Raw genomic sequence first — 23035 nt, forward strand, 5'->3', positions numbered from 1 at the left:
CGTCAAAGGTCGGGAACGGGCTTGCGGAAAGCTGCCTTGTCACATCGGGCAACCGTGTAAAGCGTCAGGCTATGCACGCCATTCCCTGCGAAGTGCCGGGAAACTCAATGATCTTCCTGTGAGTTTGCTCACGAACTGTGCGACAAATGCCACATTTCCCGTGATCAACATCCCTGGGCGAAACGGACAATGGCGGATTGAACTGCACGTTCCGCTCCCGATCACCGCACCTGGGACAGTCGCTGCGGGCGAACGACTCGCGGGCAAACGTCCGTTATGAACAGGGGCACGTTCTACAAGTCGTGACGCGCTCCGTACATTGCGTCACCCACGTCACAGTGCGCGGTTCCGCTCTTGTTGGAGATCCTGCACTGTGCTGGAATTCCACGGACCGCCGCACGTTTCAGCCGGCGCGCAGGGCGCAACGTAGCGCCGCGCGGTGGTGCCGCTCTCTCGGCCAGAGAGGGCAGCCCGCCGGTCACTCACGACCGCCATGGGGGACTCAGCGGTCCCCCATACGACTCGACACCGTCCCGCCGAGGCGGGACGCCTGGTCCAGAGGTTGCGACGCTAGTGCAGGGACGTTTCAAGAGGGATGGCAGCGCTGCGGCGGACCCGGAGCTGCGCGGCGGGACAGACCGCGCCTCCTCGCCCCAGCGCGCCCAGAGCAGCGGTTCCGCGGGGGGCACTCTGCCCGTCGACGGAGGCGCACAGGCGCCGGGCAATGACGCCGCGGACGGCGGCAAGGCCAAGGCGCCGAAGGGCACCGGCGGCCCCGGTTCGCGAATAGCGTTGCGCAACTGGCGCATCAGCACCCGCCTGGTGTCCCTGCTCGCGCTTCCCGTGGTCGCCGCGACCACGCTGGGCGGTATGCGCATCGGCACGTCGATGGAGAACATCGACCAGCTCGACAAGATGCAGCTGCTCACCGAGATGACCCGGCAGGCGACCGAGCTCGCCGACGCGCTGCAGGTGGAGCGGGACAAGTCGGCCGGTCCGCTGGCCGGCAGCGGCAACACCAAGGACGACGCGAACGTCGTCGCGCCCCGTGAGGCGACCGACCGCGCCAAGCTGTCGTTCAACCAGGCCACCGGCGACATCCAGGGCCAGGACGCCACGATGGCCGGTGTCCGGGCGACCGTCCTGGAGATCGGCCGCCAGCTCAACACCCTCAACGAGATCCGCGCCAACGCCTACAAGGACGGCGACAACTCCGCGCGGACCGTCACCAGCTACAACCAGCTGATCAACTCGCTGCTGTCGCTGTCCCAGGACATGGCGCAGGCGACCAGCAACCCGGAGATGATCCGCAGTACCCGTGCGCTGGCGGCGTTCTCGTCGGCCAAGGAGTACGCGTCGATCCAGCGCGCCCTGGTCAGCGCCGGTCTCGCCCACAAGGGCGGCCCCCAGCTGTCCTCCAACGACCGGCTGGCCGGCCGTAACGCCGAGGACAGCGAGAAGGCGGCCCGCGACCGCTTCTCGCAGATCTACACCAACAACGCCGGCGCGCTCACCCGCGGCCTGGACGGCAACAACGACGAGATCAAGGCCGCGGTCGCCTTCGCGCACCGCGCCTTCGCCAGCGGTTCCGGCATCCGCAGCCAGGACTACCGCTACCTCGACTGGTACGACTCCGACACCGTCAAGATCGACGAGATGTCGCGGATCGAGACCACGCTGCTCTCCGAGATGGAGCAGAAGTCCCGCGAGCTGCGCAACGAGGCCACCCAGTCCGCGATCATCAGCGGTGCGCTGATCCTGCTCGTCCTCGGCGTCTCGCTGGTCGGCGCGTTCGTCGTGGCCCGGTCCATGGTCCGCTCGCTGCGCCGGCTGCAGGACACCGCGCAGAAGGTCGCCCAGGACCGGCTGCCCGAGCTCGTCAAGCAGCTGTCCGAGTCCGACCCGCAGGACGTGGACACCTCCGTCCAGTCGGTCGGTGTGCACAGCCGGGACGAGATCGGCCGGGTGGCCGCGGCCTTCGACGACGTGCACCGCGAGGCGGTCCGTCTCGCCTCCGAGCAGGCGCTGCTGCGGGGCAACGTCAACGCGATGTTCACCAACCTCTCGCGCCGTTCGCAGGGCCTCATCCAGCGTCAGCTCTCGCTGATCTCCGAACTGGAGTCCCGCGAGGCCGACCCGGACCAGCTGTCCTCCCTCTTCAAGCTCGACCACCTCGCCACCCGCATGCGCCGTAACGGTGAGAACCTGCTGGTCCTCGCCGGTGAGGAGCCGGGGCGCCGGTGGACGCGGCCGGTGCCGCTGGTCGACGTGCTCCGTGCCGCCGCCTCCGAGGTGGAGCAGTACGAGCGGATCGAGCTCAACGCCGTTCCGCAGACCGAGGTCGCGGGCCGGGTCGTCAACGACCTCGTGCACCTCCTCGCCGAGCTGCTGGAGAACGCCACCTCGTTCTCCTCCCCGCAGACCAAGGTCAAGGTCACCGGTCACGCGCTGCCCGACGGGCGGGTGCTGGTCGAGATCCACGACACCGGTATCGGTCTGTCGCCCGAGGACCTGTCGGCGATCAACGAGCGGCTGGCCAGCCCGCCGACCGTGGACGTCTCGGTGTCCCGGCGGATGGGTCTGTTCGTGGTCGGCCGGCTGTCGCTGCGGCACGGCATCCGCATCCAGCTGCGGCCCTCCGACTCCGGCGGCACCACCGCGCTGGTCATGCTGCCGGTCGATGTCGCCCAGGGCGGCAAGAAGCCGGCGCCGAGCAACGCCAAGACCGGCGGCGACCACGGCGGGCAGTCCAGCCGGCTCGCCGGGCTGCAGCCGCGCGGACAGGTCGGCTCGGGTCCCTCGGCCGGCGGGCGCCCCGCGCTGCCCGGCCGCGGCGGGCCCGGCGGCGGCCCCGGCGGCGGTACGCCGAACGCCTTCGGTGCCCCGGCACCGGCCGGCCGTACGGCGCCTCCCGGCGCGGGCTCGCCCGGCGCCCCGGCGCGCGGCGGCGACGCCCCCCGCCCGGTCGCTGGCCGTCCCGGCGACTCGCGTCCCTCGCTGCCCACCCGCGGCGCGGAAAGCGGCCCGGCGCCCACCGTGGCACCGCCCACCGGCGCACCGCGCCGTGAGGAGCGTCCGCAGCTTCCGGCCCGGGGTCCGGCTGCCGAACTGCCGGGCGGTTCTCCGGCCGGCGGCCAGGGCGGCCAGGGCACGTCGCAGCCGGGCGGTACGAGCTGGGGTGCGCGCCGTGAGCGCAGCGGCTCCGACGACTGGCCGCTGACGCCCCGCGAGGCACAGGACCGGCCCCGTGGCCACGAGGAGCCGGAGAGCACCGGCAGCTTCGAGCGGCCCGCGCCGAGCGGCGGCCCCGGTGACACCGCGGCGTTCGCCCGTCCCGACTTCAACGGACCGCCGCCCGCCGCGGACGGCTCCCGGGCCGGCCGCGGCCGGCCCGGCGCCCGTCCGGCTCCGGCGGGCCGGGGTGCGGGCAATGAGTCTGACGGCACCGGGCAGTTCGCCCTGCCGGAGACCGGGACGGGCCGGCCCGACACGGGTGGCCGCGACACGGGCCGGTACGAGACGGAGCGGTACGACGCCGGACGGTACGACACCGGCCAGTACGCGACGGGCCAGTTCCCGCAGTCCGGCGGTGACACCGGGCAGTACGAGCGGCCCGCCGGCGACACCGGCGAGTACGAGCGGCCCGGCAGCAGCACCGGCCAGTACCAGCGGCCCGGCAGCGAGACCGGCCAGTACGAGCACCCCGGCAGCAGCACCGGCCAGTACCAGCGGCCGGACGCCGACCGCGGTGCGTACGCCGACGAGTCGCAGGGCACCGGGCAGTTCCCGGCGCCGCAGCCGCAGGAGGGCGGTGCGCCGTCCGCCGATGTGCTCGGCAACGCGGAGGCCGGTCCCGGCGACGGCCGTACGCCGATCTTCGACACCATCGAGTCCAACTGGTTCAACACCCCCGCGGCCACCGCTGCCGGGGTGCCGCCCCAGGGTGACGCCGAGCCCGAGGCCCCGCGGCTGCCGCGCCGCGGATCCGCCCAGGACGGCGAGGCCCGCGGTGGCGCCCGCGGCGAGGCACCGTCGGGCGGTGCCCGCAACGCGGCGCCCGCCGAGGCCGCGCAGTGGCGCAGCTCGCCGAACGACGAGACCTGGCGGCAGGCGGAGCAGATCCGCCAGCCCGCCGCGGGTGGCATCACCACCTCCGGACTGCCCCGCCGGGTGCCGCGCGCGAACCTCGTCGCGGGCACCGCGCAGCAGCAGACCACGCAGAGCGGTCCGCAGGTCTCGCGTGCGCCCGGCGATGTGCGGGGGCGGCTGACCAATCTCCGTCGGGGTATCCAGCAAGGCCGACAGGCCGGGACGTCGTCCACCGGCAATCACGGCATTGTCGATCCCACACACCAGCAGGAGCGTTAGTTGAGTCCGATGAGCCAGGCGGCGCAGAACCTGAACTGGTTGATCACCAACTTCGTGGACAACACCCCAGGGGTGTCGCACACGGTGGTGGTCTCCGCGGACGGACTGCTCCTCGCGATGTCCGAAGGCTTCCCCCGCGACCGTGCCGATCAGTTGGCGGCGGTGGCCTCCGGCCTGACCTCGCTGACCTCGGGCGCGTCCCGCATCTTCGAGGGCGGGACGGTGAACCAGACCGTTGTGGAGATGGAGCGGGGGTTCCTCTTCATCATGTCCGTCTCGGACGGATCGTCGCTGGCCGTGCTCGCACATCCCGAGTGCGACATCGGCCTGGTCGGCTACGAAATGGCGCTGCTGGTCGATCGCGCAGGCACGGTCCTGACGCCCGATCTGCGCGCCGAACTGCAGGGCAGCCTGCTGCACTGAAGCGGCGCCCGCAGCGCCGCACCGTTCAGCACCCAACCACCCATGTGCCGCACCCCCCACCGGCCCAACCCGACGACACGTCAGTTGTCCCGCCCGGAGGACCCATGACCCCGCCACCTGCCACTTCCGGCCCGTACGGCGCGTACAGCCAAGCGCCGTACGGGAGCGAAGGTGACCAGCCGCTGGTGCGCCCGTACGCCATGACCGGAGGCCGGACCAGGCCGCGCTACCAGCTCGCCATCGAGGCGCTGGTCAGCACGACCGCCGACCCCTCTCAGCTGCCCGGGCTGCTGCCCGAGCACCAGCGGATCTGCCACCTGTGCCGTGAGGTGAAGTCGGTTGCCGAGGTCTCCGCGCTGCTCCACATCCCGCTGGGTGTGGCGCGGATTCTGGTCGCAGACCTGGCAGAGGCCGGCATGGTGGCGATCCACCAGCCCGGTGGCAGCGGTGAGGCCGGCGGCACGCCGGACGTGACCTTGCTCGAGAGGGTGCTCAGTGGACTTCGCAAGCTCTGACAGCAGCTCCGACGGGAACGCGACCCGCGCCACCACCTCCGCCAAGATCGTGGTGGCGGGCGGCTTCGGCGTGGGCAAGACCACGTTCGTCGGGGCCGTCTCAGAGATCAATCCGCTGCGCACGGAGGCCGTGATGACCTCCGCCTCGGCGGGGATCGACGACCTCAGCCACGTCCAGGACAAGACCACGACGACCGTGGCGATGGACTTCGGCCGGATCACCCTGGACCAGGACCTGATCCTGTACCTCTTCGGTACGCCGGGCCAGGACCGTTTCTGGTTCATGTGGGACGACCTGGTGCGCGGTGCCATCGGCGCCGTGGTGCTGGTCGACACCCGCCGGCTGGCCGACTGCTTCGCCGCGGTCGACTACTTCGAGAACAGCGGTCTGCCGTTCGTCGTCGCCCTCAACGGCTTCGAGGGGTACCAGCCGTACACCCCGGACGAGGTGCGTGAGGCGCTGCAGATCGGCCCGGGGGCCCCGATCATCACGACCGACGCCCGGCACCGCAGCGAGGCCAAGAGCGCGCTCATCACGCTCGTGGAGCACGCGCTGATGGCCCGCCTGCAGTAGTAGCCGCAGACGGCCCGCTCCCGCACCGGGGGCGGGCCGCTGGGCAGTTGTCAGCTCCGGGGGCGTTCCCCCCTGCCCGGGCCGGGTTCCCGGCATCCGTGAGTGGATCTGTGTCCTTCGACACGCCACCGAATTTGCTTCATAACGTTTCGACAGTGAATCAGCGGGCTTTCGACACCCCGCGCGCATGCCTGGCTTCGCTGCGCTCACAGATCTCCTGCATTTTGGCGTCGGTCGCCCTTAACGCCCCTTTTATCTCAGGCCCTTTCGGCCCCGCTCCGCCTTTGCCCAGTGTTTGGAACGCACCGCCCTGACGTGCTGAAATTCGCTGAAACTCCGGAGTAGGAACGCCCAGAAGAAACGGCACAGCAAATCAGTGCCGGCGCCGAGAGGTTGTTGGTCGAGTGAGGCGAAGCAAGGCGAGCCCTGAGCCGCAGGAACCGCGGCGGGGCAACTTCACCCCGCCACCCAGAGGTGGCCTACCGGCTTCCGACGCGCCCGAAAATACGGTCGCGAAGCCTCCGGTCAGTGGCGGTAAGTACTCCCCGCGCAACTGGCGCGTGGCGACCCGCCTGAACGCCATTCTGCTGATCCCCGTGCTGCTCGCCCTGGTCTTCGGCGGTCTGCGCGTGGACAGCTCGTTCGGCACCTGGCAGGAGGCGCAGGACGCGGAGAACACCGCGAAGCTGGTGCGCGCCGCGCTCTCCTACAGCACCGCCCTGATCGACGAGCGGGACCGCACCGCGGCGCCGCTGCTGAAGGGCAAGAAGGACGACCCCGTCGTCCAGCAGGCGCGGGACACCACCGACGCCGCCGCCGACGCCTTCCACCGGGCCGCCAAGAACATTCCGGACAAGCCGGGCCTCAACCGCCGTCTCGCCGCGTTCGAGAAGGTCGAGCCCAAGCTCCAGAAGCTGCGTCAGGCCGCCTACACCTCCCGGCTGCACGGTGTGCAGACCGAGGAGGGCTATGTCGAGGTCCAGCACCCGCTGATGGAGTTCGCCAACGAACTCGGCCTGGGCACCGGCAACATCACCTCCTACGGCCGTACGGTCTACGCCATCGCACTGGCGAAGGCCGCCGAGTCCCTCGAGCGCTCCATCGGCACCCACCTCCTGGTGGACCCGGCGAGCCCGCAGGGCGGCAAGGAGCACAAGCTGCAGCTGACCGCCTTCGCGTCGTACCGCTACCTGGAGGGCATCGCCGTCGGCGAGTACACCTCCGGCGGCACGCCCGAGGACGTCGAGCGGCTGACGAAGGACGGCGCGGCGCTCAAGCGGGCCGCCCAGCAGAAGGTCGCACAGGCAAAGGCGCAGGCGCAGGCCGCCGGCCGGCCGTTCCGTACCCCGCCGTCGATCGACCAGATGTCCACGCTGATGGCCACCGGCGCGGCACCGGAGACGCTCAGCCTGCGCGGCATCACCTCGGACAGCTACTTCGCGGCTGCGACCGGCAAGTTCGACATGTACCGGTCCATCGAGAAGGACCTGGCGAACAAGGCCGTGAACGAAGCGGCCCAGATCTCCGACGACGCCGAGCAGTCCACCTTCGTCGTCTCCGGGATCGTGCTGGCCGCGCTGATCATCGCGTTCGTCGTGGCCGGCCTGATGGCCCGCCGGATGAGCCGCAACATGCGCCAGCTGCGGACCGCCGCCTTCGGCATCGCCGAGCAGCGGCTGCCGATGCTGGTCGACCAGCTCTCGCGGACCGACCCGGGCCGGGTCGACACCCGGGTGCAGCCGATCCCGATCGCCACCACCGACGAGATCGGCGAGGTCGCCCGCGCCTTCGACCAGGTGCACCGCGAGGCCGTCCGGCTCGCCGCCGAGCAGGCGCTGCTGCGGGGCAACGTCAACGCGATCTTCACCAACCTTTCCAGCCGCAACCAGGGTCTGATCGAGCGCCAGCTGGAGCTGATCACCGACCTGGAGAACAACGAGGCGGACCCGGACCAGCTGGAGAACCTCTTCCGGCTCGACCACCTCGCCACACGTATGCGGCGCAACGGCGAGAACCTCCTCATCCTCGCGGGCGAGGAGCCCGGCCGGCGCTGGAACCAGCCGGTGCCGCTGATCGACGTCCTGCGGGCGGCGACCTCCGAGGTCGAGTCCTACGAGCGAATAGAACTCGCCGGCGTCCCCGAGAGCGAGATCCACGGCACCACCGTGACCGACCTCGTGCACCTGCTGTCCGAGCTGCTGGAGAACGCCACCACGTTCTCCTCGCCGCAGACCAAGGTGCGGGTCGCCGCGACCCGGCTGCCCGACGGCCGGGTGATGATCGAGATCCACGACAAGGGCATCGGGCTCACCCCCGAGGACTTCGCGGACATCAACCACAAGCTGGCCAACCCGCCGAGCGTGGATGCCGCGATCTCCCAGCGCATGGGCCTGTTCGTGGTCGGCCGGCTGGCCGACCGGCACGGGATCCGGGTACAGCTGCGCCCCTCCGGCGAGCAGGCGGGCACCACGTCCCTGGTCATGCTGCCCGAGGCGATCACCCACGGCGGTGGCGGCGAGGAACAGTACGACGACGACTTCACGGTCTCCCGGATCGTTCCGGAGCACCAGCACGCCTCGTACGAGCCCCATCAGCGCACCGCCGCCGAGCTGGGCTTCGACGACAGCCGCTACGGCCGCACGGACGGTGCGGATCTGGACATGATGGGCCGCTCGATGCTCCGCGAGGAGCGCCGCGCAGCCCTGGAGGCCCAGACGGGCGGTGAGCAGGCCGCCGAGTACGAGGGCGGCGAGCGTCCGCTCTTCCGTGACGAGGCACCGTCCGCCGGTGGCTACCAGGAGTCCCCCGGTGCCTACCAGGACTACCCGTCCCAGGCATATGCGGAATCCGATCAACCGGTCTACGACGACCGGGCCCACGGCCACCAGGCGTTCGGCGCGGGGAGCTTCGCCGAGACCACGGGCCAGCAGCCCTTTGTCTCCCGCGAAGCGGCACCGTCGGACGACTGGCCCGAACGCCCTGCGTTCGACGGCTACTTCGGGGCCGAAGCGGAATCCGACCGGAATACCACTGCCGCTCCCGCTGACGCCCCCGAGCGCGTACCATTCGAGCGTCCGGGCCCCACACCGAGCGACGCCCCGTCGCTGACGGACGCCGGCCTTCCGCGCCGCGGAGGCCGCGACCAGCAGGCACCGCAGGTGCAGCAGCAGCGGAGCGCGCCGGAGGCCGGCCAGGACGGCTCCGACTGGCGCAGCTCCAACGATGATCGCTGGGAGAGGGCGGAGCGGCTGCGCGAGCCCAAGGCGGGCGGAGTCACCTCCTCCGGTCTCCCCCGGCGGGTGCCCAAGGCCAACCTGGTCGAAGGTGCCGCGGAGCAGACGCCGCAGGGCGGCCCCCAGGTCTCCCGCGCCCCGGAGGACGTCCGCGGCAGGCTGAGTAACCTGCGCCGCGGTGTCCAGCAGGGACGCAATGTCGGCACGGACCCCTCCGGGGTCCCCCAGAATGACCAACAGGGCTTCGGCCCCGGCAGCACCTACGATCAGGAGCGTTAGTGTGAGCCCGATGAGCCAGGCGGCGCAGAATCTGAACTGGTTGATCACCAACTTCGTGGACAACACCCCCGGGGTGTCCCACACGGTCGTGGTCTCCGCGGACGGGCTGCTCCTTGCCATGTCCGAGGGTTTCCCTCGTGACAGAGCCGATCAGTTGGCGGCGGTGGCCTCCGGCCTCACCTCGCTGACCTCCGGCGCGTCCCGCATCTTCGAGGGCGGGAGCGTCAACCAGACCGTGGTGGAGATGGAACGCGGCTTCCTCTTCATCATGTCCGTCTCGGACGGATCGTCGCTGGCCGTGCTCGCACACCCCGAGTGCGACATCGGCCTGGTCGGCTACGAGATGGCCCTGCTGGTCGACCGCGCGGGCACGGTCCTGACGCCGGACCTGCGCGCAGAACTGCAGGGCAGCCTTCTCAACTAACAAACAGGCAGTGCGTTTCCCGCCACCGCGCCTTATGGTTCGGTGGCGCGACCGGCGTCAGACAGGCAAGTTGGAGGAGGAGACGTGGCAACGCCCCCGAGCGGATACCCGTATGGTTCCGGACAGCAGTCCGGGCCTGTGGGCGAGACCCATAACAACCGCTTCAACTTCCCGTCTGCGCCGAGCCGCCGGCCGCAGCGGCCCCCGCAGCAGCAGCCCCGGCCGTACGACTCCCAGCCGTACGAGCCATCGGTGTACGACCAGCCACAGGCACCGCGCATCCAGCCGGTGCAGCCGCAGCGGCGCGCTCCCGAGCCCTCCCCCACGGGCTCGAACAACCCGCTGGTGCGCCCGTACGCCATGACCGGAGGCCGGACCAGGCCGCGCTACCAGCTCGCCATCGAGGCGCTGGTCAGCACGACCGCCGACCCCGCGAAGATGCAGGGCCAGCTGCCGGAGCACCAGCGCATCTGCCACCTCTGCCGTGAGATCAAGTCAGTTGCCGAGATCTCCGCGCTTCTCTCCATCCCCCTCGGCGTCGCCCGGATCCTCGTCGCCGACCTGGCGGAGGCCGGACTCGTCGCCATCCATCAGCCCGGCGGGGACGAGACCGCCGGCGGACAGCCAGATGTGACACTGCTCGAAAGGGTGCTCAGTGGACTTCGCAAGCTCTAGCGGTGCAGCCCGCTCCACCACCTCCGCGAAAATCGTGGTGGCGGGCGGCTTCGGCGTGGGCAAGACCACGTTCGTCGGGGCCGTCTCAGAGATCAATCCGCTGCGTACCGAAGCCGTGATGACTTCCGCTTCGGCGGGGATCGACGACCTCACGCACGCGCCGGACAAGACGACCACGACCGTGGCGATGGACTTCGGCCGGATCACCCTGGACCAGGACCTGATCCTGTACCTCTTCGGTACGCCGGGCCAGGACCGTTTCTGGTTCATGTGGGACGACCTGGTGCGCGGTGCCATCGGCGCCGTGGTGCTGGTCGACACCCGCCGGCTGGCCGACTGCTTCCCCGCGGTCGACTACTTCGAGAACAGCGGCCTGCCGTTCGTCATCGCCCTCAACGGCTTCGACGGCCACCAGCCGTACACGCCGGACGAGGTGCGTGAGGCGCTGCAGATCGGCCCGGACGCGCCGATCATCACGACCGACGCCCGGCACCGCAGCGAGGCCAAGAGCGCGCTCATCACACTCGTGGAGCACGCACTGATGGCCCGCCTGCGCTAAGGCGCCCCACGGGACGCGTCCGGGCCCCCGTGCCCGCATGCGCCGTACGACGAAGGCCCCCACACCTCTTGGTGCGGGGGCCTTCGTCGTACCCGGCCTCAGGGCCCGTACGCGGCGCTGCACGGGCCCCGGGGCCGGCGGCGGGGCTCACTTGCGGGCGGGGCACTCCTTCCATGCGAAGTGGTACACCGTGTTGATGTTGCCGTCGGTGGAGTCCATGGCCATGTAGCTGGTGGCCTTGGGGTCCGCCGACTTGCCGTCCACCCGCATCTCGGTGTTGATGTTGAAGTAGCGCTCCTCGCCGCAAGGGGCGTACACCAGGGCGTCGACGTCGGTCTCGTCCGAGGTCTGCCAGTTGGAGTCGTAGGGGCCGGTGAAGGTGTGGCTCTTACGGGCCGTCTGCTGCTGGCCCTGGAAGTAGTAGCCCGCCTGCTCCAGCCCTCTGGCGCCCCGGGCCAGGGACGCGTAGCCCCGGTAGTCGGCCCGGGCGACCGCGTAGGTGAAGCCCTGCGGGACGTGCACGTTCAGCGCGATCTGGCAGTTCTTGCGGGAGTCGGTCGGCTTGGTGCCGGCGCCCGCCTGGGCGAGGTACTCGCTGTAGGTGACGGTGAAGGCGGTGTTGTCGGGGGCGATGGCCACGGCGGCGCTGCCGGGTCTGCAGCCCGAACCGTTGACCGTGGCGACGGTAATGGTGATCTTCCCGCTCGGCGGGTCGTCGCCGAACCGGTTGGCGGTGGTGGGGGATGCCGATCCGGCGAGGAGCAACGATGCCACTGCGGCACCAGCACTGAGCGTGCTGAGCATGGGCTTTCCTTCCGGTCGTCCTAGGACCCGCGGTGCGGGAACACCAGGAGTGGATTGACGAGCGCATGCCAGCACGGCCAGAGCGGCTTGAACAGCTCCGCTCCCCATGGTTGGGGCGAACCTACGCCTTGATCCGGACACCACCTGCCAAACCGGAATACCACGTCCGGAAAGTGATGAGGTGCCATATCGGGGTGATTGAGGGGGTGTTGGGCGGTATATCCCTCATGGGGGTGCCGGCTGACGGCTGCGGCCGCTTCAGGGTTCTACGTTGGTGGGCCGCGGGTGGGGTGTGCCTGTGGCTGGGGGCCGGGCGCCGTTTCGTTGTGGGTGGTGGGCCGGAGGGGACGCCCGGTACCCCTCCCCCAGCCTTCGGCCGGGAGGTGCCCCCACGGCGCGGGCGCATCTGGTACGTGCGATGGGTTGCCCCGGCGTTCGCTCCGGTCCTGCGGGCGGGGTACTCAATTCCATGGACCAGGGCCGCCCGCGCCGAGGACGGGGTACCGGGCGTCCCCTCCGGCCCCCGCGGCAACCACCGCCCCCGCAAAGGCGCCAGCCCCACGACCCAACCGGCGGACACCGCAGCCCGGCGCAACAACGCCCCAAAGGGGCGCGGGGAACTGCGCGCCCAGCCACAACCCACCCGCAGACAAACGAAGGACCCCGCACCACGCGGGGTCCTTCGTCGGCGGCATCAGCGAAGCGTCACCGCTGCCAGCTGGTAGCCCCATGGAAGCCACCCTGCCGCTCCAGACGCCGCCACCGCGCAGCGGTGGCGTGCGGGCGGGACGGCGCGGCGGCGGCCGGCCGGTGCGCGGCGCGGGCCAGCAGGACGGCGGTCAGGGCGGCGAGCTCTTCCTCGCTGGCCTGGCCCTTCTCCACGCGGATGGAGTCGGTGCGGTGGGCAGGATTCACGGTGTGTTCTCCGTCGTCGCGGTGGGCGTGGTGCCGAAAGCGGGTGCGGGGTGTGGCTACTGGGGCGGGTTGCCGTGCTTACGGGCCGGCAGGTCCGCATGCTTGGTGCGCAGCATCTCCAGGGCCCGGATGAGCGTGTGGCGGGTCTCGGCCGGGTCGATGACGTCGTCGACCAGGCCTCGCTCGGCCGCGTAATACGGGTGCATCAGCTCGGACTTGTACTCCTTGACCATGCGCACCCGCATGGCCTCGGAGTCGTCCGCCTCGGCGATCTGCTTGCGGAAGATGACGTTGGCCGCGCCCTCGGCGCCCATCACCGCGATCTCGTTGGTGGGCCAGGCGTAGGTCAGGTCGGCGCCGATGGACTGCGAGTCCATGACGATGTAGGCGCCGCCGTAGGCCTTGCGCAGCACGAGGGAGATCCGCGGGACGGTGGCGTTGCAGTAGGCGTAGAGCAGCTTGGCGCCGTGCCGGATGATGCCGCCGTGCTCCTGGTCGACGCCGGGCAGGAAGCCGGGGACGTCCAGCAGGGTGACGATCGGGATGTTGAAGGCGTCGCACATCTGGACGAAGCGGGCCGACTTCTCGGACGCCTCGATGTCCAGGACGCCGGCCAGCGACTGCGGCTGGTTGGCGATGATGCCCACCACGCGGCCGTCGAGCCGGGACAGCGCGCAGATGATGTTGGTCGCCCAGCGCTCGTGGACCTCCAGGAACTCGCCGTCGTCGACGATCTCCTCGATGACCTTGCGCATGTCGTACGGGCGGTTGCCGTCGGCCGGGACCAGATCCAGCAGGGCGTCACCGGAGCGGTCGGCGGGGTCCTCGCAGGGCACCGACGGCGGGTTCTCACGGTTGTTCGCCGGCAGCAGCGAGAGGAGGTAGCGGACCTCCTCCAGGCAGGTGGCCTCGTCGTCGTAGGCGAAGTGGCACACACCGGAGGTCTCGGCGTGGACGTCGGCGCCGCCGAGGCCGTTCTGGGTGATCTCCTCGCCGGTCACCGCGCGCACCACGTCGGGGCCGGTGATGAACATCTGCGAGGTCTCGCGGACCATGAAGACGAAGTCGGTCAGGGCGGGGCTGTAGGCCGCACCACCCGCGCAGGGGCCGAGCATGACCGAGATCTGCGGGATGACACCGGAGGCCTTGGTGTTGCGCTGGAAGATGCCGCCGTAGCCGGCCAGCGCGGAGACGCCCTCCTGGATACGGGCGCCGGCGCCGTCGTTGAGCGACACCAGCGGCGCACCGGCCTGGATGGCCATGTCCATGATCTTGTGGATCTTGGTGGCGTGGGCCTCGCCCAGCGCGCCGCCGAAGATCCGGAAGTCATGCGCGTAGGTGAACACGGTCCGGCCGTGCACGGTGCCCCAGCCGGTGATCACGCCGTCGGTGTAGGGCTTCTTGGCCTCCAGGCCGAAGCCCGTCGCCCGGTGCCGCCGCAGCGGCTCGACCTCGTTGAACGAACCCTCGTCCAGCAGCAGCTCGATCCGCTCGCGCGCCGTCAGCTTGCCCTTGGCACGCTGTGCTTCGGTCGCCCGCTCGCTGGGTCCTCGCCGGACCTGCTCGCGGATGGCGTGCAGCTCGGCGACGCGCCCGCGGGCGTCGTTGGCGCCGGCGGGCAGATCTTCGACAGTGGTCATGCCTCGACGGTACGTGTGCGAGGCGTCCCGCACCGATGTCGGTTTCGTACAACGTCGCATGCGATTTGGTGGGCAGGCAGTACAGAACCGTGCTGTACGCGCCCCGCGTCCCGGCCTCCGTTCGGGTGGCGGCGTCCGCCCGCGTCTGTATGGGGCCCACAAACCGGGGGGTAGCGATGTTGTGGTGACCGGTTGACCGGCGGGGCCCGGTGCCGGTCAGGCGAGCCGCACCGTGCAGGTGTGAGTGGCACAGCTCGTGCCGGGGGTCAGGCGCAGCCGCAGGGCGCGCCCGGTGGCCAGCACCTCGATCGCCGGGTCGTGGGCGAGCACCGCGCGCACCGGCCGTGACCAGGTGATTTCCAGAGTATCGCCGGTGCGCTCCGGGGCGGCCAGGCACAGCAGGGCGGTCGGCCGCCGCCGTCCGTGCCGCTCACGCACCAGCACGCTCGCCGGGCCGCTGCTGGTGAGCGGCCCCGCGCGGCCGGCCCGCCAGAAGTTGGCGGCCGTTACGCCGAGCGGGTCGACGGCGACCGCCTGGCGGCCGGCGTCGTTGGCGAGCACGGTGAGCCAGCGCCGGTCGGCGGCGCGGGCGGCGAGGGTGCGGGCGGTGGCGCCCGGCATGAGGAGGTAGGCGTAGCGGGCGTCGGTCGGGTCGGTGCCGTGGTCGTGCCAGAGGGTGAGGTAGCGGCGGGTGAACGGCTCGGTGGACGAGGTCGTGTTGATGTCGTGCCAGGCGCCGGTGCGGGCCTCGCGCCGCGTCGTGAGGGGAGCGCCGCCGGGGAAGACGTAGCCGCCGTGTCCGGCGAGGTGGGCCCAGTGGGCGCGGCGGAAGGAGGTGGTCACGCCGAGCGTGCCCAGCTGGCGTACACCGTCGACGGTGAGCGCGGCGGTGCCCCGCTCGCCCAGGCAGCGGTTGTCGACGATCGTCTCGGCCGGCACCCCGTCGCGGGCGGTGATGCCGGCGCCCAGGCAGACCAGGCAGTCCGCGAGCGCGAACCAGGATTTCCTGGCGGTGAGGGTCGAGGACAGGCCGCGCAGGTCCTGGCCGATCGCGGCGAACTCCCCGTCGGTGGTGCCGCCGACCCAGCGGGCCGCGGGCTTGGGCTCGCCCCAGCCGCCGCCCTCGTTGCCGGCCAGCCGCTTGGTGGACACGGTGGTGCCGGGGAGCCGGTAGGGGTCGACGGTGGGCCAGAAGGCGTCCGTGTACTGGTCGCCCCCGAAGTCGGCGCCCCACCAATAGAGCATGCCGGCGCCGGTGTGCCAGCCGTGCGGGTTCTCGCCGTTGCCGTTCTCGTAGTACGCGATGCGGTCGGAGGCCATGGCCAGGCCGGCGGCCCATCCGGGGCGGCGGTGCACGGCGCGGTCCATGGCCGGGAAGAGGCGGTGGCCGACGGGTTCGGGGGCGGCGGCCGCGGGGCCGTCGGCGATCTTCGCGAGCCGGGCGAGGTCGGCGACCGGGTACTGCCGGTCGGTGCGGACCGGCAGGGTGCGGTCGCGGGCGGCCCAGCCCTTGATCATGGCGTGCCAGCGGTCCCGTTCGGCGGTGCTCGCGGCCTGGGCGAGCACCGCGATGGCGGCGATCAGCGCATGACCGTGGTAGTGGTCGCTGCGCAGGATGTGCCGTTCGTCGCTGCGGAGATAGCCGCGGCTGATGGCGCGCCCGTTGACGCTGTCCATCATCAGGCCGTTGTGCAGCAGCGGGGCCCAGGCCCGCTCGACGCTGTCGAAGATGACCTGGCGGGCGGGGTCGGTGACCTGCCAGGACGAGCCGGCGAGCAGGGTGAAGAGCCGGCCCAGGCCGTCCAGCAGGACATAGCCGTAGGTGCCGGAGTAGGCGACCCAGGTGTGCTGGACGAAGGAGCCGTCGGCGTAGAGGCCGTCGCCCCGGGTGACGTAGGGGAAGACCGGCGAGAGGGCGTCGCGGGCCAGGGCGATCCGGTCGGGGGCGCGGCCGAGGATGCCGCGCAGGGCGACCACCCGGCACAGGTCGACGCGGTTGGCGCCGGTACTGGTCCCGGTGTAGTCGCCGAGCAGGGCGTCCGGGACGAAGTGGTCGACGGCCACCAGGCAGCGCTCGCGCAGCGCGTCGTCGAGGCCGCCGTCGGGCAGGTGCGCATCGAGGATCGCGAGGGTGTCGAGGAGGAGTCTGGGGCTGCCGATCTGCCACTCCCACCAGTTGCCGTAGCGGGTGGTGGCGGTGTTGTAGACGGTGGCTTCGAGGTGGTCGAGGCCCGTGAGCAGGGCGGTGGCGAGGCCGGGGTCGCCGGTGCGGCCGGTGCCGGGCTGGGCATAGGCCTGGGCCATGGTGACGAGCCGGCTGTAGCTCTGGGTGATGCCGGACGGCGGGTCGTAGCGGCAGTCCGGCCACAGGGATGTGGCGGCCGGGCGCATGCTCGCCCGGAAGGTGCTTGCGAGGCCGCCGGTCTCCTGGAGGGCGGCGGCATAGGGCGGGGCGGCGGGGTCGAAGCCGCTGCCGAGGGCGAGCTCGCACCAGCGGGCCCGGAGGGTGGCGAACTCGTCCCCGGGAGCGGTGGCCGGCCCCGGGGCGGCGTCGGCGGGGCCGGCGGTGAGGCCGAGTGCGCTCGCCGCAGCGGTGGCAGTGGCAGTGGCGGTGGCAACGGCGGTGGCGAGGAATCCTCGGCGTGACCAGACGGACGTGGCGGGGAAGGGCGGCACGGTCGGTCCTCTCCATGGCGGCAACTGGCGGGTGGCGCTGCGCACTTGGGAGTTCCCGATGGTCTAGCACGAGCCGTCGGCGAGCGGCAATGACCGCGCCGGAGCACCGTCCGCCACCCGTCCGGCGGAGCCCGCTCCGCGGAACCACCCTCCAAAGAGGTTGAATGTTGAACCAGATGCCGCTACGGTGAATCTCGTTGAAGCTTAAACAAATCTGCGCACCCACCCGGTGCGCCGTCTTCGAGGAGGAGCCATGGCTCTGTTCCAGCGCAAGCGCACCGCCGACACCACCGACACCACCGCCCCCGCCGCCACCAGTGCCGCCGTCCTCGACGCCGACCCCGCGCTCGCGGCGCTGACCGGCGACTACACCATCGACCCGGCGCACAGCAGCATCGGCTTCACCGTCCGGCACGCCATGGTCACCAACGTCCGCGGCACATTCGGCGACCACGAGGGCACGCTCCACCTCGACGGCGCCGACCCGTCCCGCTCCACCGCGTCCCTCGACGTCAAGATCGCGAGCATCGACACCGGGATCGCGGACCGCGACGGCCATCTGCGCAGCGCCGACTTCTTCGACGCCGAGACCTTCCCGCTGATGACCTTCCGCAGCACCGCCGCCGAGCAGGTGTCCGCTGACCGCTACCGCATCACCGGCGATCTCACCCTCCGCGACGTCACCAAGCCGCTCACCGTCGACCTGGAGTTCCACGGCGCGGCCACCGACGTCTACGGCGCCGAGCGGGTCGGCTTCGAGGGCAGCGCCGAGATCCTGCGCTCCGACTGGGGCCTGACCTGGAACGCCGCGCTGGAGACCGGCGGCGTGATGGTCAGCGACAAGGTCAAGCTCCTCTTCGACATCTCCGCCGTCAAGGCCGCCCCGCAGGCCTGACCCGGCATGGCCCGTCACACGACCGCGGCCCCGCACGGCTCCTCTCCCCCGAGGGTCGTACGGGGCCGCGGTCGTGCCGCTGCCGCGGCGCTCACTCCTGCGGCTCGACCCCGGCCCGCAGCAGTCCGTAGGCGTACGCGTCGTCCAGCGCCTGCCAGGAGGCGGCGATGACGTTCTCCGCGACGCCGACCGTGGACCATTCGCCCCGGCCGTCGCTGGTGGAGACCAGCACCCGGGTGATCGAGCCGGTGCCCAGGGCGCCTTCCAGGATGCGGACCTTGTAGTCCACCAGCTCCATATGGGCCAGCTGCGGATAGATCCGCTCCAGGCCCAGCTTCAGCGCCCGGTCCAGCGCGTTGACCGGGCCGTTGCCCTCGGCGGTGGTGACGATCCGCTCGCCCTTGGCCCACAGCTTCACGGTCGCCTCGTTGGCGTGCGTACCGTCCGGGCGGTCCTCGACGATCGCGCGCCAGGACTCGACCGTGAAGTAGCTGCTCGGCCGGCCGCCCGCCGCCCGCTGCAGCTCCTCGCGCAGCAGCAGCTCGAAGGAGGCATCGGCGGCCTCGTAGGTGTAGCCCGCCAGCTCCCGCTCCTTGACCCGCTCGACGACCCGGCCGACCAGCTCGCGGTCGTCGCCGAGGTCGACGCCGAGCTCCTTGCCCTTGAGCTCGATGGATGCCCGCCCGGCCATGTCGGAGACCAGCATCCGCATGGTGTTGCCGACCAGCGCCGGGTCGATGTGCTGGTAGAGGTCAGGGTCGACCTTGATCGCGGAGGCGTGCAGTCCGGCCTTGTGGGCGAAGGCGGAGACACCCACATAGGGCTGGTGGGTGGAGGGCGTGAGGTTGACGACCTCGGCGATGGCATGCGAGATGCGGGTGGTCTCGGCGAGCTTGCCCTCGGGCAGCACCGGGCGCCCGTACTTGAGCTCCAGGGCGGCGACGACCGGGAAGAGGTTGGAGTTGCCGACCCGCTCGCCGTACCCGTTGGCGGTGCACTGGACGTGGGTGGCGCCCGCGTCCACCGCGGCCAGGGTGTTGGCCACCGCGCAGCCGGTGTCGTCCTGGGCGTGGATCCCCAGGCGCGCGCCGGTGTCCGCGACGACGGTCCGCACGACGGCGGTGACCTGCGCAGGAAGCATGCCGCCGTTGGTGTCGCAGAGCACCACGACATCGGCGCCGGCCTCGCTCGCGGTGCGCACGACCTCCTTGGCGTAGCCCGCGTCCAGCGCATAGCCGTCGAAGAAGTGCTCACAGTCGAGGAAGACCCGGCGGCCCTGCTCGCGCAGGTAGGCGACGGTGTCCCGCACCATCGCCAGGTTCTCCTGCGGCGTGGTCCGCAGCGCCAGCTCCACATGCCCGACATGGGACTTGGCGACCAGCGTGATGACCGGCGCCTGGGACGCCAGGAGCCCGGCGACCTGCGGATCGTCCTCGACGCGGACGCCCGCCTTACGCGTGGCGCCGAACGCGACCAGCTGTGCGTGCCGGAAATCGATCTCCGTACGGGCCCGCTCGAAGAACTCGGTGTCCCGCGGGTTGGCGCCGGGCCAGCCGCCCTCGATGAAGCCCACGCCGAAGTCGTCGAGGTGCCGGGCGATGGTCAGCTTGTCCGCGACGGTGAGGTTGATGCCCTCGCGCTGCGCACCGTCGCGGAGCGTGGTGTCGAAGACATGGAAGTCGTCGGGCACCGCGCCGGCGGGGAGGGCGTGCGGCGGGTTCGGGGAGGTGCGCCGCGCAGCGGCTCCGGCCGGGGTGGTGGCGGGAGACGGTTTCGGGGAGGTGTGCCGCGCAGCGGCTCCGGCCGGGGTGGTGGCGGGAGACGGGTGGGAACGTGCGTCCGTCATGCTGGTCTGGCTCCTGTCGGGATCTCGGTCTACCGGAATGACCGGTTCCACCGTCCCTCCATGGTCCCTCGCGCTCCGCCTCCGGCGAGGTGTGGGCCGGAAACGAAAAAACCTCTCGCGGGTGCGAGAGGTCTGCGCGCGGGTCTGGGACGACGATGGCCGCGCCGTACTCGGTTCGTACGGGGCGGTCACTGCGGACCGGCGCGCCTGCTGCCAATAATCATGGCGAACGAGAGCACGGTCCGCAGTGTGCCACACGCCCGGACCGGACACGCGGCAGTCTCACTATTCGGCCGGACTGTCCACCCCTGCCCAGCGGCGGAGCGCGGCGGTGGCCCGGGCACGGTCCCGGGGCGCCAGCTTCTCGATGCGCACCACATGGCTGGTGTGCGGGGCCAGGTAGACGTGCGTGTCCCGGCTGCCCCTGCCCGTACGGAAGGGCTCGGCCCGGGCGGGATCCAGCTCGCCGTACACGAACAGCAGCTCGCTGCCGTGGTGGCGTACCCAGCGGTCGATGTCAGGCATGGCGTCCGGCTGGAACCGCAGCGGGATGCTGCGCGGCACATAGGTGCGCATCTCCTGGATGCCGGGGTGGCGCAGCAGCCCGGCGAGTTGTGGCGCGGCCATCGACATCTGGCCGAGCTGGGTGCCCAACTGGTAGTAGGAAGCGGTCATGGCGGCCAGGTAGTGGTCGCTGAAAGAGGGGAGCATGGTCTTCCCGGCGAACCAGGTGAACAGGGCGTCACCGGGGGCCGAGGGCCCGGGGATCGCGCAGTCGTTCCCCTCTTCCTGCTGCATCCAGAAGAGCATGGGCAGATCGAGCACGGTGAGTTCCAGTGCGCGGTCGGCGCTGCCGATGGTGTGGAAGGTGTGGCCCCGGTCCGCGGCCCAGCGGGTGAGGCGGCCCGCCATCTCCGCGCGCCGGGTCCCGAGCATCGCGCGCTGCACCGCGGTGAGCGCCCTCCGGCACGCGGGCGAGCCGACCCGCTGGAGGAAGCGGTCCTCGGCGGTGTCGTCCCGGTCGTCGGTGTTGTTGGGTGCCGAGTACGCGACGGAGCCGGCCACATCGTGCGGGTAGAAGCGCCGGTGGTAGACGGTGGCCATCCCGCCCTTGCTGCCGCCGGTGGAGATCCAGGCGGCGCGGTAGATCGTCTTGAGGGCCCGGATCAGCCGGTGGTGATCGCTCGCCGCCTGCCAGATGTCGAGTTTCGACCAGTCGGTGAGGTGGGAGCGGGAGGTGCCGAAGTACCGCTGCTCGACGCTGATCTGGTTGCCGTCCACGATCCCGGTCGGCTCGGCACGGGAGGCGGTGTCCCGGGTGTTGAGGTCGTAGCCGCCGGTGTAGAGCACCATCGGCCGGGCGGTGGACCGGTGGAGCAGCAACAGCCGCTGCTCGAAGCTGCCCTTGCCGGGGTGCCGGTGGTCGACGGGCTGGCGGTAGACCAGCGCGAAGGAGCGGTAGCCGGCCGGGGCGCGGTTCTCCTTGACCACCCGCATCCCGGGTACGGCCGCAATCCGGGCCCGGATGTCGTCGGCGGCCGGGCGGGGCGCGGCCGGGCGCGCGCTGACCGGGCGCCCGGTGGCCGGCGGCGCCGTGGCGGGGTGGGCCCCGCCGGTCCGGGCCGCCGCCGTGGACGGGACCACGACGGCCGAGGCCAGCAGGCCGGTCAGCAACAGCGGCAGGCACAACTGTCTCGTGATCTTCATGCCGTCCAGCCAACCAGCCGGCGCCCCCCGTGCCTATCCCGGAACCGGCCCTGCCGCGGGCGGGCAAGCCGGTTCCGGCCAGGACGGTCCCTCAATCGGCGACGGGCTCCCCCACCCGCGTCCGGCCGGCTCCGGTGCCCTCGTCCTGCTTGCCGACCCGGTGCAGATCGATGGTGCGGGTCTCGCGCATCGTGAGGTAGACGATCAACGAGACGGCGGCGCAGCCGGCGACGTACCAGGAGAAGCCGGACTCGATGCCGGCCTCCTTGAACCACAGGGCGACATACTCCGCGGTGCCGCCGAACAGCGCGTTGGCGATCGCGTACGGCAGGGCCACGCCCAGCGCGCGGATGCCGGTCGGGAACAGCTCGGCCTTCACACAGGCGTTGATCGAGGTGTAACCGGTGACGACGACCAGCGCCAGCAGCGAGAGTCCGAGGGCCGGCCAGAAGCTGCCGGCGTGCTTCAGCATCATCATGATCGGCACGGTCAGGAACGTCGAGCCGACCGCGAAGGTGATCAGCAGCGGACGGCGGCCGATCCGGTCGGACAGCTTCCCGGCGAGCGGCTGGAGGCACATGAAGAGGAAGAGGGCGCAGAAACTGACCAGGGAGGCGGTCGGCTTGGGCAGTCCGGCGCTGCCCGAGAGGTACTTGGTGAGGTAGGTCGTGTAGGTGTAGTACGCGACCGTGCCGCCCATGGTGAGCGCGATGACCAGCAACGCCTCGCGCTTGTGCGCCAGCAGCGCCTTGATCGTGCCGCGTGCGGGGTCGGCGTGGGCGCCCTCGTCCTCGGCGTAGACCTCGGTCTCCAGCATGTTGCGGCGCAGGTAGAAGACGATGCCGGCGCCCAGTGCGCCGACGATGAACGGGATCCGCCAGGCCCAGCTGTGCAGGGCCTCGTCGGACATGGTGCGCTGCAGCAGGATCTGCAGGCCGAGACCGAGCAGCTGGCCCGCGGTCATCGACACGTACTGGAAGCTGGAGGCGAAGCCGCGCTGCCCGGGCGCGGACGCCTCGGTGAGGTAGGTGGCGCTGGCCGCGTACTCCCCGCCGACCGACAGCCCCTGCAGCATCCGGGCGAGGAGCAGCACGGCCACACCGCCGTAGCCCGCGGCCGCGTAGGTGGGCGCGATGGCGATCAGGATCGCCGAGGCGGACATCAGTGTGACGGTCAGGGTGAGCGCGGCCTTCCGGCCCTTGCGGTCCCCGACCCGGCCGAGCACCCAGCCGCCCACCGGGCGCATGAAGAAGCCGACGGCAAAGATCCCCATGGTGTTCATGAGGTTCGCGGTGTCATTCCCCTTCGGGAAGAACGAATCCGCGAAGTAGACCGCGAAACTGGCATAGACGAACCAGTCGAACCACTCGACCATGTTGCCGGCCGAGCCGACCCAGATCTTCTTCCATTGCTCTCGTCCCATAGCCGCTCACGGTCGCGGACCGGCGGGTCTTCGGCAAGAGCGTGGTCGGCAACGATCGCAGGTACTTGCGTGCGTTGTG

Annotated in this window: 16 protein-coding genes; 9 read left to right on the top strand and 7 right to left on the bottom strand. The window is 71.1% G+C overall.

What is annotated here, in order from left to right; all coding sequences use genetic code 11:
• Nucleotides 1–573: 573 nt before the first annotated feature.
• The 8 genes from D9V36_RS13680 to D9V36_RS13715 all read left to right on the top strand — a co-directional run bounded on the left by D9V36_RS13680 (nt 574) and on the right by D9V36_RS13715 (nt 11050).
• Nucleotides 574–4368 carry a sensor histidine kinase gene (locus D9V36_RS13680; RefSeq protein ID WP_129294019.1) on the top strand — a complete coding sequence of 1265 codons (3795 nt, stop codon included), beginning with the start codon at nt 574–576 and terminating at the stop codon, nt 4366–4368.
• A 9-nt stretch (nt 4369–4377) separates the two neighbouring features.
• Nucleotides 4378–4791 (top strand): roadblock/LC7 domain-containing protein, encoded by a 414-nt coding sequence (locus D9V36_RS13685; protein ID WP_018087200.1) that lies wholly within the window; start codon nt 4378–4380, stop codon nt 4789–4791.
• Nucleotides 4792–4895: 104 nt separating this feature from the next.
• Nucleotides 4896–5306: a DUF742 domain-containing protein gene (locus D9V36_RS13690; RefSeq protein WP_030087818.1), complete on the top strand. Its 411-nt coding sequence runs from the start codon at nt 4896–4898 to the stop codon at nt 5304–5306.
• Nucleotides 5287–5880 carry a GTP-binding protein gene (locus D9V36_RS13695; RefSeq protein ID WP_129294020.1) on the top strand — a complete coding sequence of 198 codons (594 nt, stop codon included), beginning with the start codon at nt 5287–5289 and terminating at the stop codon, nt 5878–5880. The genes D9V36_RS13690 and D9V36_RS13695 overlap by 20 nt, the downstream gene beginning before the upstream one ends.
• A 404-nt stretch (nt 5881–6284) precedes the next feature.
• Nucleotides 6285–9392, top strand: coding sequence for a sensor histidine kinase (locus tag D9V36_RS13700; RefSeq protein ID WP_164992946.1), 3108 nt, complete (start codon nt 6285–6287; stop codon nt 9390–9392).
• A 10-nt stretch (nt 9393–9402) separates the two neighbouring features.
• On the top strand, nt 9403–9816 hold the full coding sequence (locus tag D9V36_RS13705; protein WP_018087204.1) for a roadblock/LC7 domain-containing protein: 414 nt from the start codon (nt 9403–9405) through the stop codon (nt 9814–9816).
• Nucleotides 9817–9900: 84 nt separating this feature from the next.
• On the top strand, nt 9901–10491 hold the full coding sequence (locus tag D9V36_RS13710) for a DUF742 domain-containing protein (RefSeq protein WP_088800238.1): 591 nt from the start codon (nt 9901–9903) through the stop codon (nt 10489–10491).
• Entirely contained in the window at nt 10472–11050 is a 579-nt protein-coding gene (locus D9V36_RS13715; protein WP_073447656.1) for a GTP-binding protein, read from the top strand. Before D9V36_RS13710 ends, D9V36_RS13715 begins: the two co-directional genes overlap by 20 nt.
• A gap of 147 nt (nt 11051–11197) precedes the next feature.
• Here the strand turns inward: D9V36_RS13715 and D9V36_RS13720 are convergent, their stop codons facing one another.
• The 4 genes from D9V36_RS13720 to D9V36_RS13735 all read right to left on the bottom strand — a co-directional run bounded on the left by D9V36_RS13720 (nt 11198) and on the right by D9V36_RS13735 (nt 17085).
• Entirely contained in the window at nt 11198–11854 is a 657-nt protein-coding gene (locus tag D9V36_RS13720; RefSeq protein WP_129294022.1) for a DUF4360 domain-containing protein, read from the bottom strand.
• Nucleotides 11855–12559: 705 nt separating this feature from the next.
• Nucleotides 12560–12769 carry an acyl-CoA carboxylase epsilon subunit gene (locus D9V36_RS13725; RefSeq protein WP_129294023.1) on the bottom strand — a complete coding sequence of 70 codons (210 nt, stop codon included), beginning with the start codon at nt 12767–12769 and terminating at the stop codon, nt 12560–12562.
• 56 nt (nt 12770–12825) lie between these two features.
• Entirely contained in the window at nt 12826–14409 is a 1584-nt protein-coding gene (locus D9V36_RS13730) for an acyl-CoA carboxylase subunit beta (protein ID WP_088800235.1), read from the bottom strand.
• Nucleotides 14410–14625: 216 nt separating this feature from the next.
• Complete coding sequence (locus D9V36_RS13735) at nt 14626–17085, bottom strand: polysaccharide lyase 8 family protein (protein ID WP_129294024.1); 2460 nt, start codon at nt 17083–17085, stop codon at nt 14626–14628.
• Between the two features lie 253 nt (nt 17086–17338).
• Between D9V36_RS13735 and D9V36_RS13740 the strand changes: the two genes are divergently transcribed.
• Nucleotides 17339–17980 (top strand): YceI family protein, encoded by a 642-nt coding sequence (locus D9V36_RS13740; RefSeq protein WP_129294025.1) that lies wholly within the window; start codon nt 17339–17341, stop codon nt 17978–17980.
• Nucleotides 17981–18071: 91 nt separating this feature from the next.
• Here the strand turns inward: D9V36_RS13740 and cimA are convergent, their stop codons facing one another.
• The 3 genes from cimA to D9V36_RS13755 form a co-directional block, all read right to left on the bottom strand.
• Nucleotides 18072–19826, bottom strand: a complete 1755-nt coding sequence (gene cimA, locus D9V36_RS13745) for a citramalate synthase (protein ID WP_241720865.1) — start codon at nt 19824–19826, stop codon at nt 18072–18074.
• A gap of 285 nt (nt 19827–20111) precedes the next feature.
• A complete protein-coding gene (locus D9V36_RS13750) occupies nt 20112–21533 on the bottom strand; it encodes a S28 family serine protease (RefSeq protein WP_129294026.1) in 1422 nt (473 codons plus the stop codon).
• Nucleotides 21534–21624: 91 nt separating this feature from the next.
• Nucleotides 21625–22956, bottom strand: a complete 1332-nt coding sequence (locus tag D9V36_RS13755; protein ID WP_129294027.1) for an MFS transporter — start codon at nt 22954–22956, stop codon at nt 21625–21627.
• Nucleotides 22957–23035 lie beyond the last annotated feature (79 nt).

The organism is Streptomyces lydicus (assembly GCF_004125265.1).
In the GTDB taxonomy this organism is placed as follows: Bacteria; Actinomycetota; Actinomycetes; order Streptomycetales; family Streptomycetaceae; genus Streptomyces; species Streptomyces lydicus_C.

What these genes read in the sequence shown, in the direction of transcription:
- D9V36_RS13740 (WP_129294025.1), top strand. Translation starts at nt 17,339, where the DNA reads ATGGCTCTGTTCCAGCGCAAGCGCACCGCCGACACCACCGACACCACC.
- D9V36_RS13750 (WP_129294026.1), bottom strand. Translation starts at nt 21,533, where the DNA reads ATGAAGATCACGAGACAGTTGTGCCTGCCGCTGTTGCTGACCGGCCTG.
- D9V36_RS13685 (WP_018087200.1), top strand. Translation starts at nt 4,378, where the DNA reads ATGAGCCAGGCGGCGCAGAACCTGAACTGGTTGATCACCAACTTCGTG.
- D9V36_RS13730 (WP_088800235.1), bottom strand. Translation starts at nt 14,409, where the DNA reads ATGACCACTGTCGAAGATCTGCCCGCCGGCGCCAACGACGCCCGCGGG.
- D9V36_RS13720 (WP_129294022.1), bottom strand. Translation starts at nt 11,854, where the DNA reads ATGCTCAGCACGCTCAGTGCTGGTGCCGCAGTGGCATCGTTGCTCCTC.
- D9V36_RS13755 (WP_129294027.1), bottom strand. Translation starts at nt 22,956, where the DNA reads ATGGGACGAGAGCAATGGAAGAAGATCTGGGTCGGCTCGGCCGGCAAC.
- cimA (WP_241720865.1), bottom strand. Translation starts at nt 19,826, where the DNA reads ATGACGGACGCACGTTCCCACCCGTCTCCCGCCACCACCCCGGCCGGA.
- D9V36_RS13690 (WP_030087818.1), top strand. Translation starts at nt 4,896, where the DNA reads ATGACCCCGCCACCTGCCACTTCCGGCCCGTACGGCGCGTACAGCCAA.
- D9V36_RS13705 (WP_018087204.1), top strand. Translation starts at nt 9,403, where the DNA reads ATGAGCCAGGCGGCGCAGAATCTGAACTGGTTGATCACCAACTTCGTG.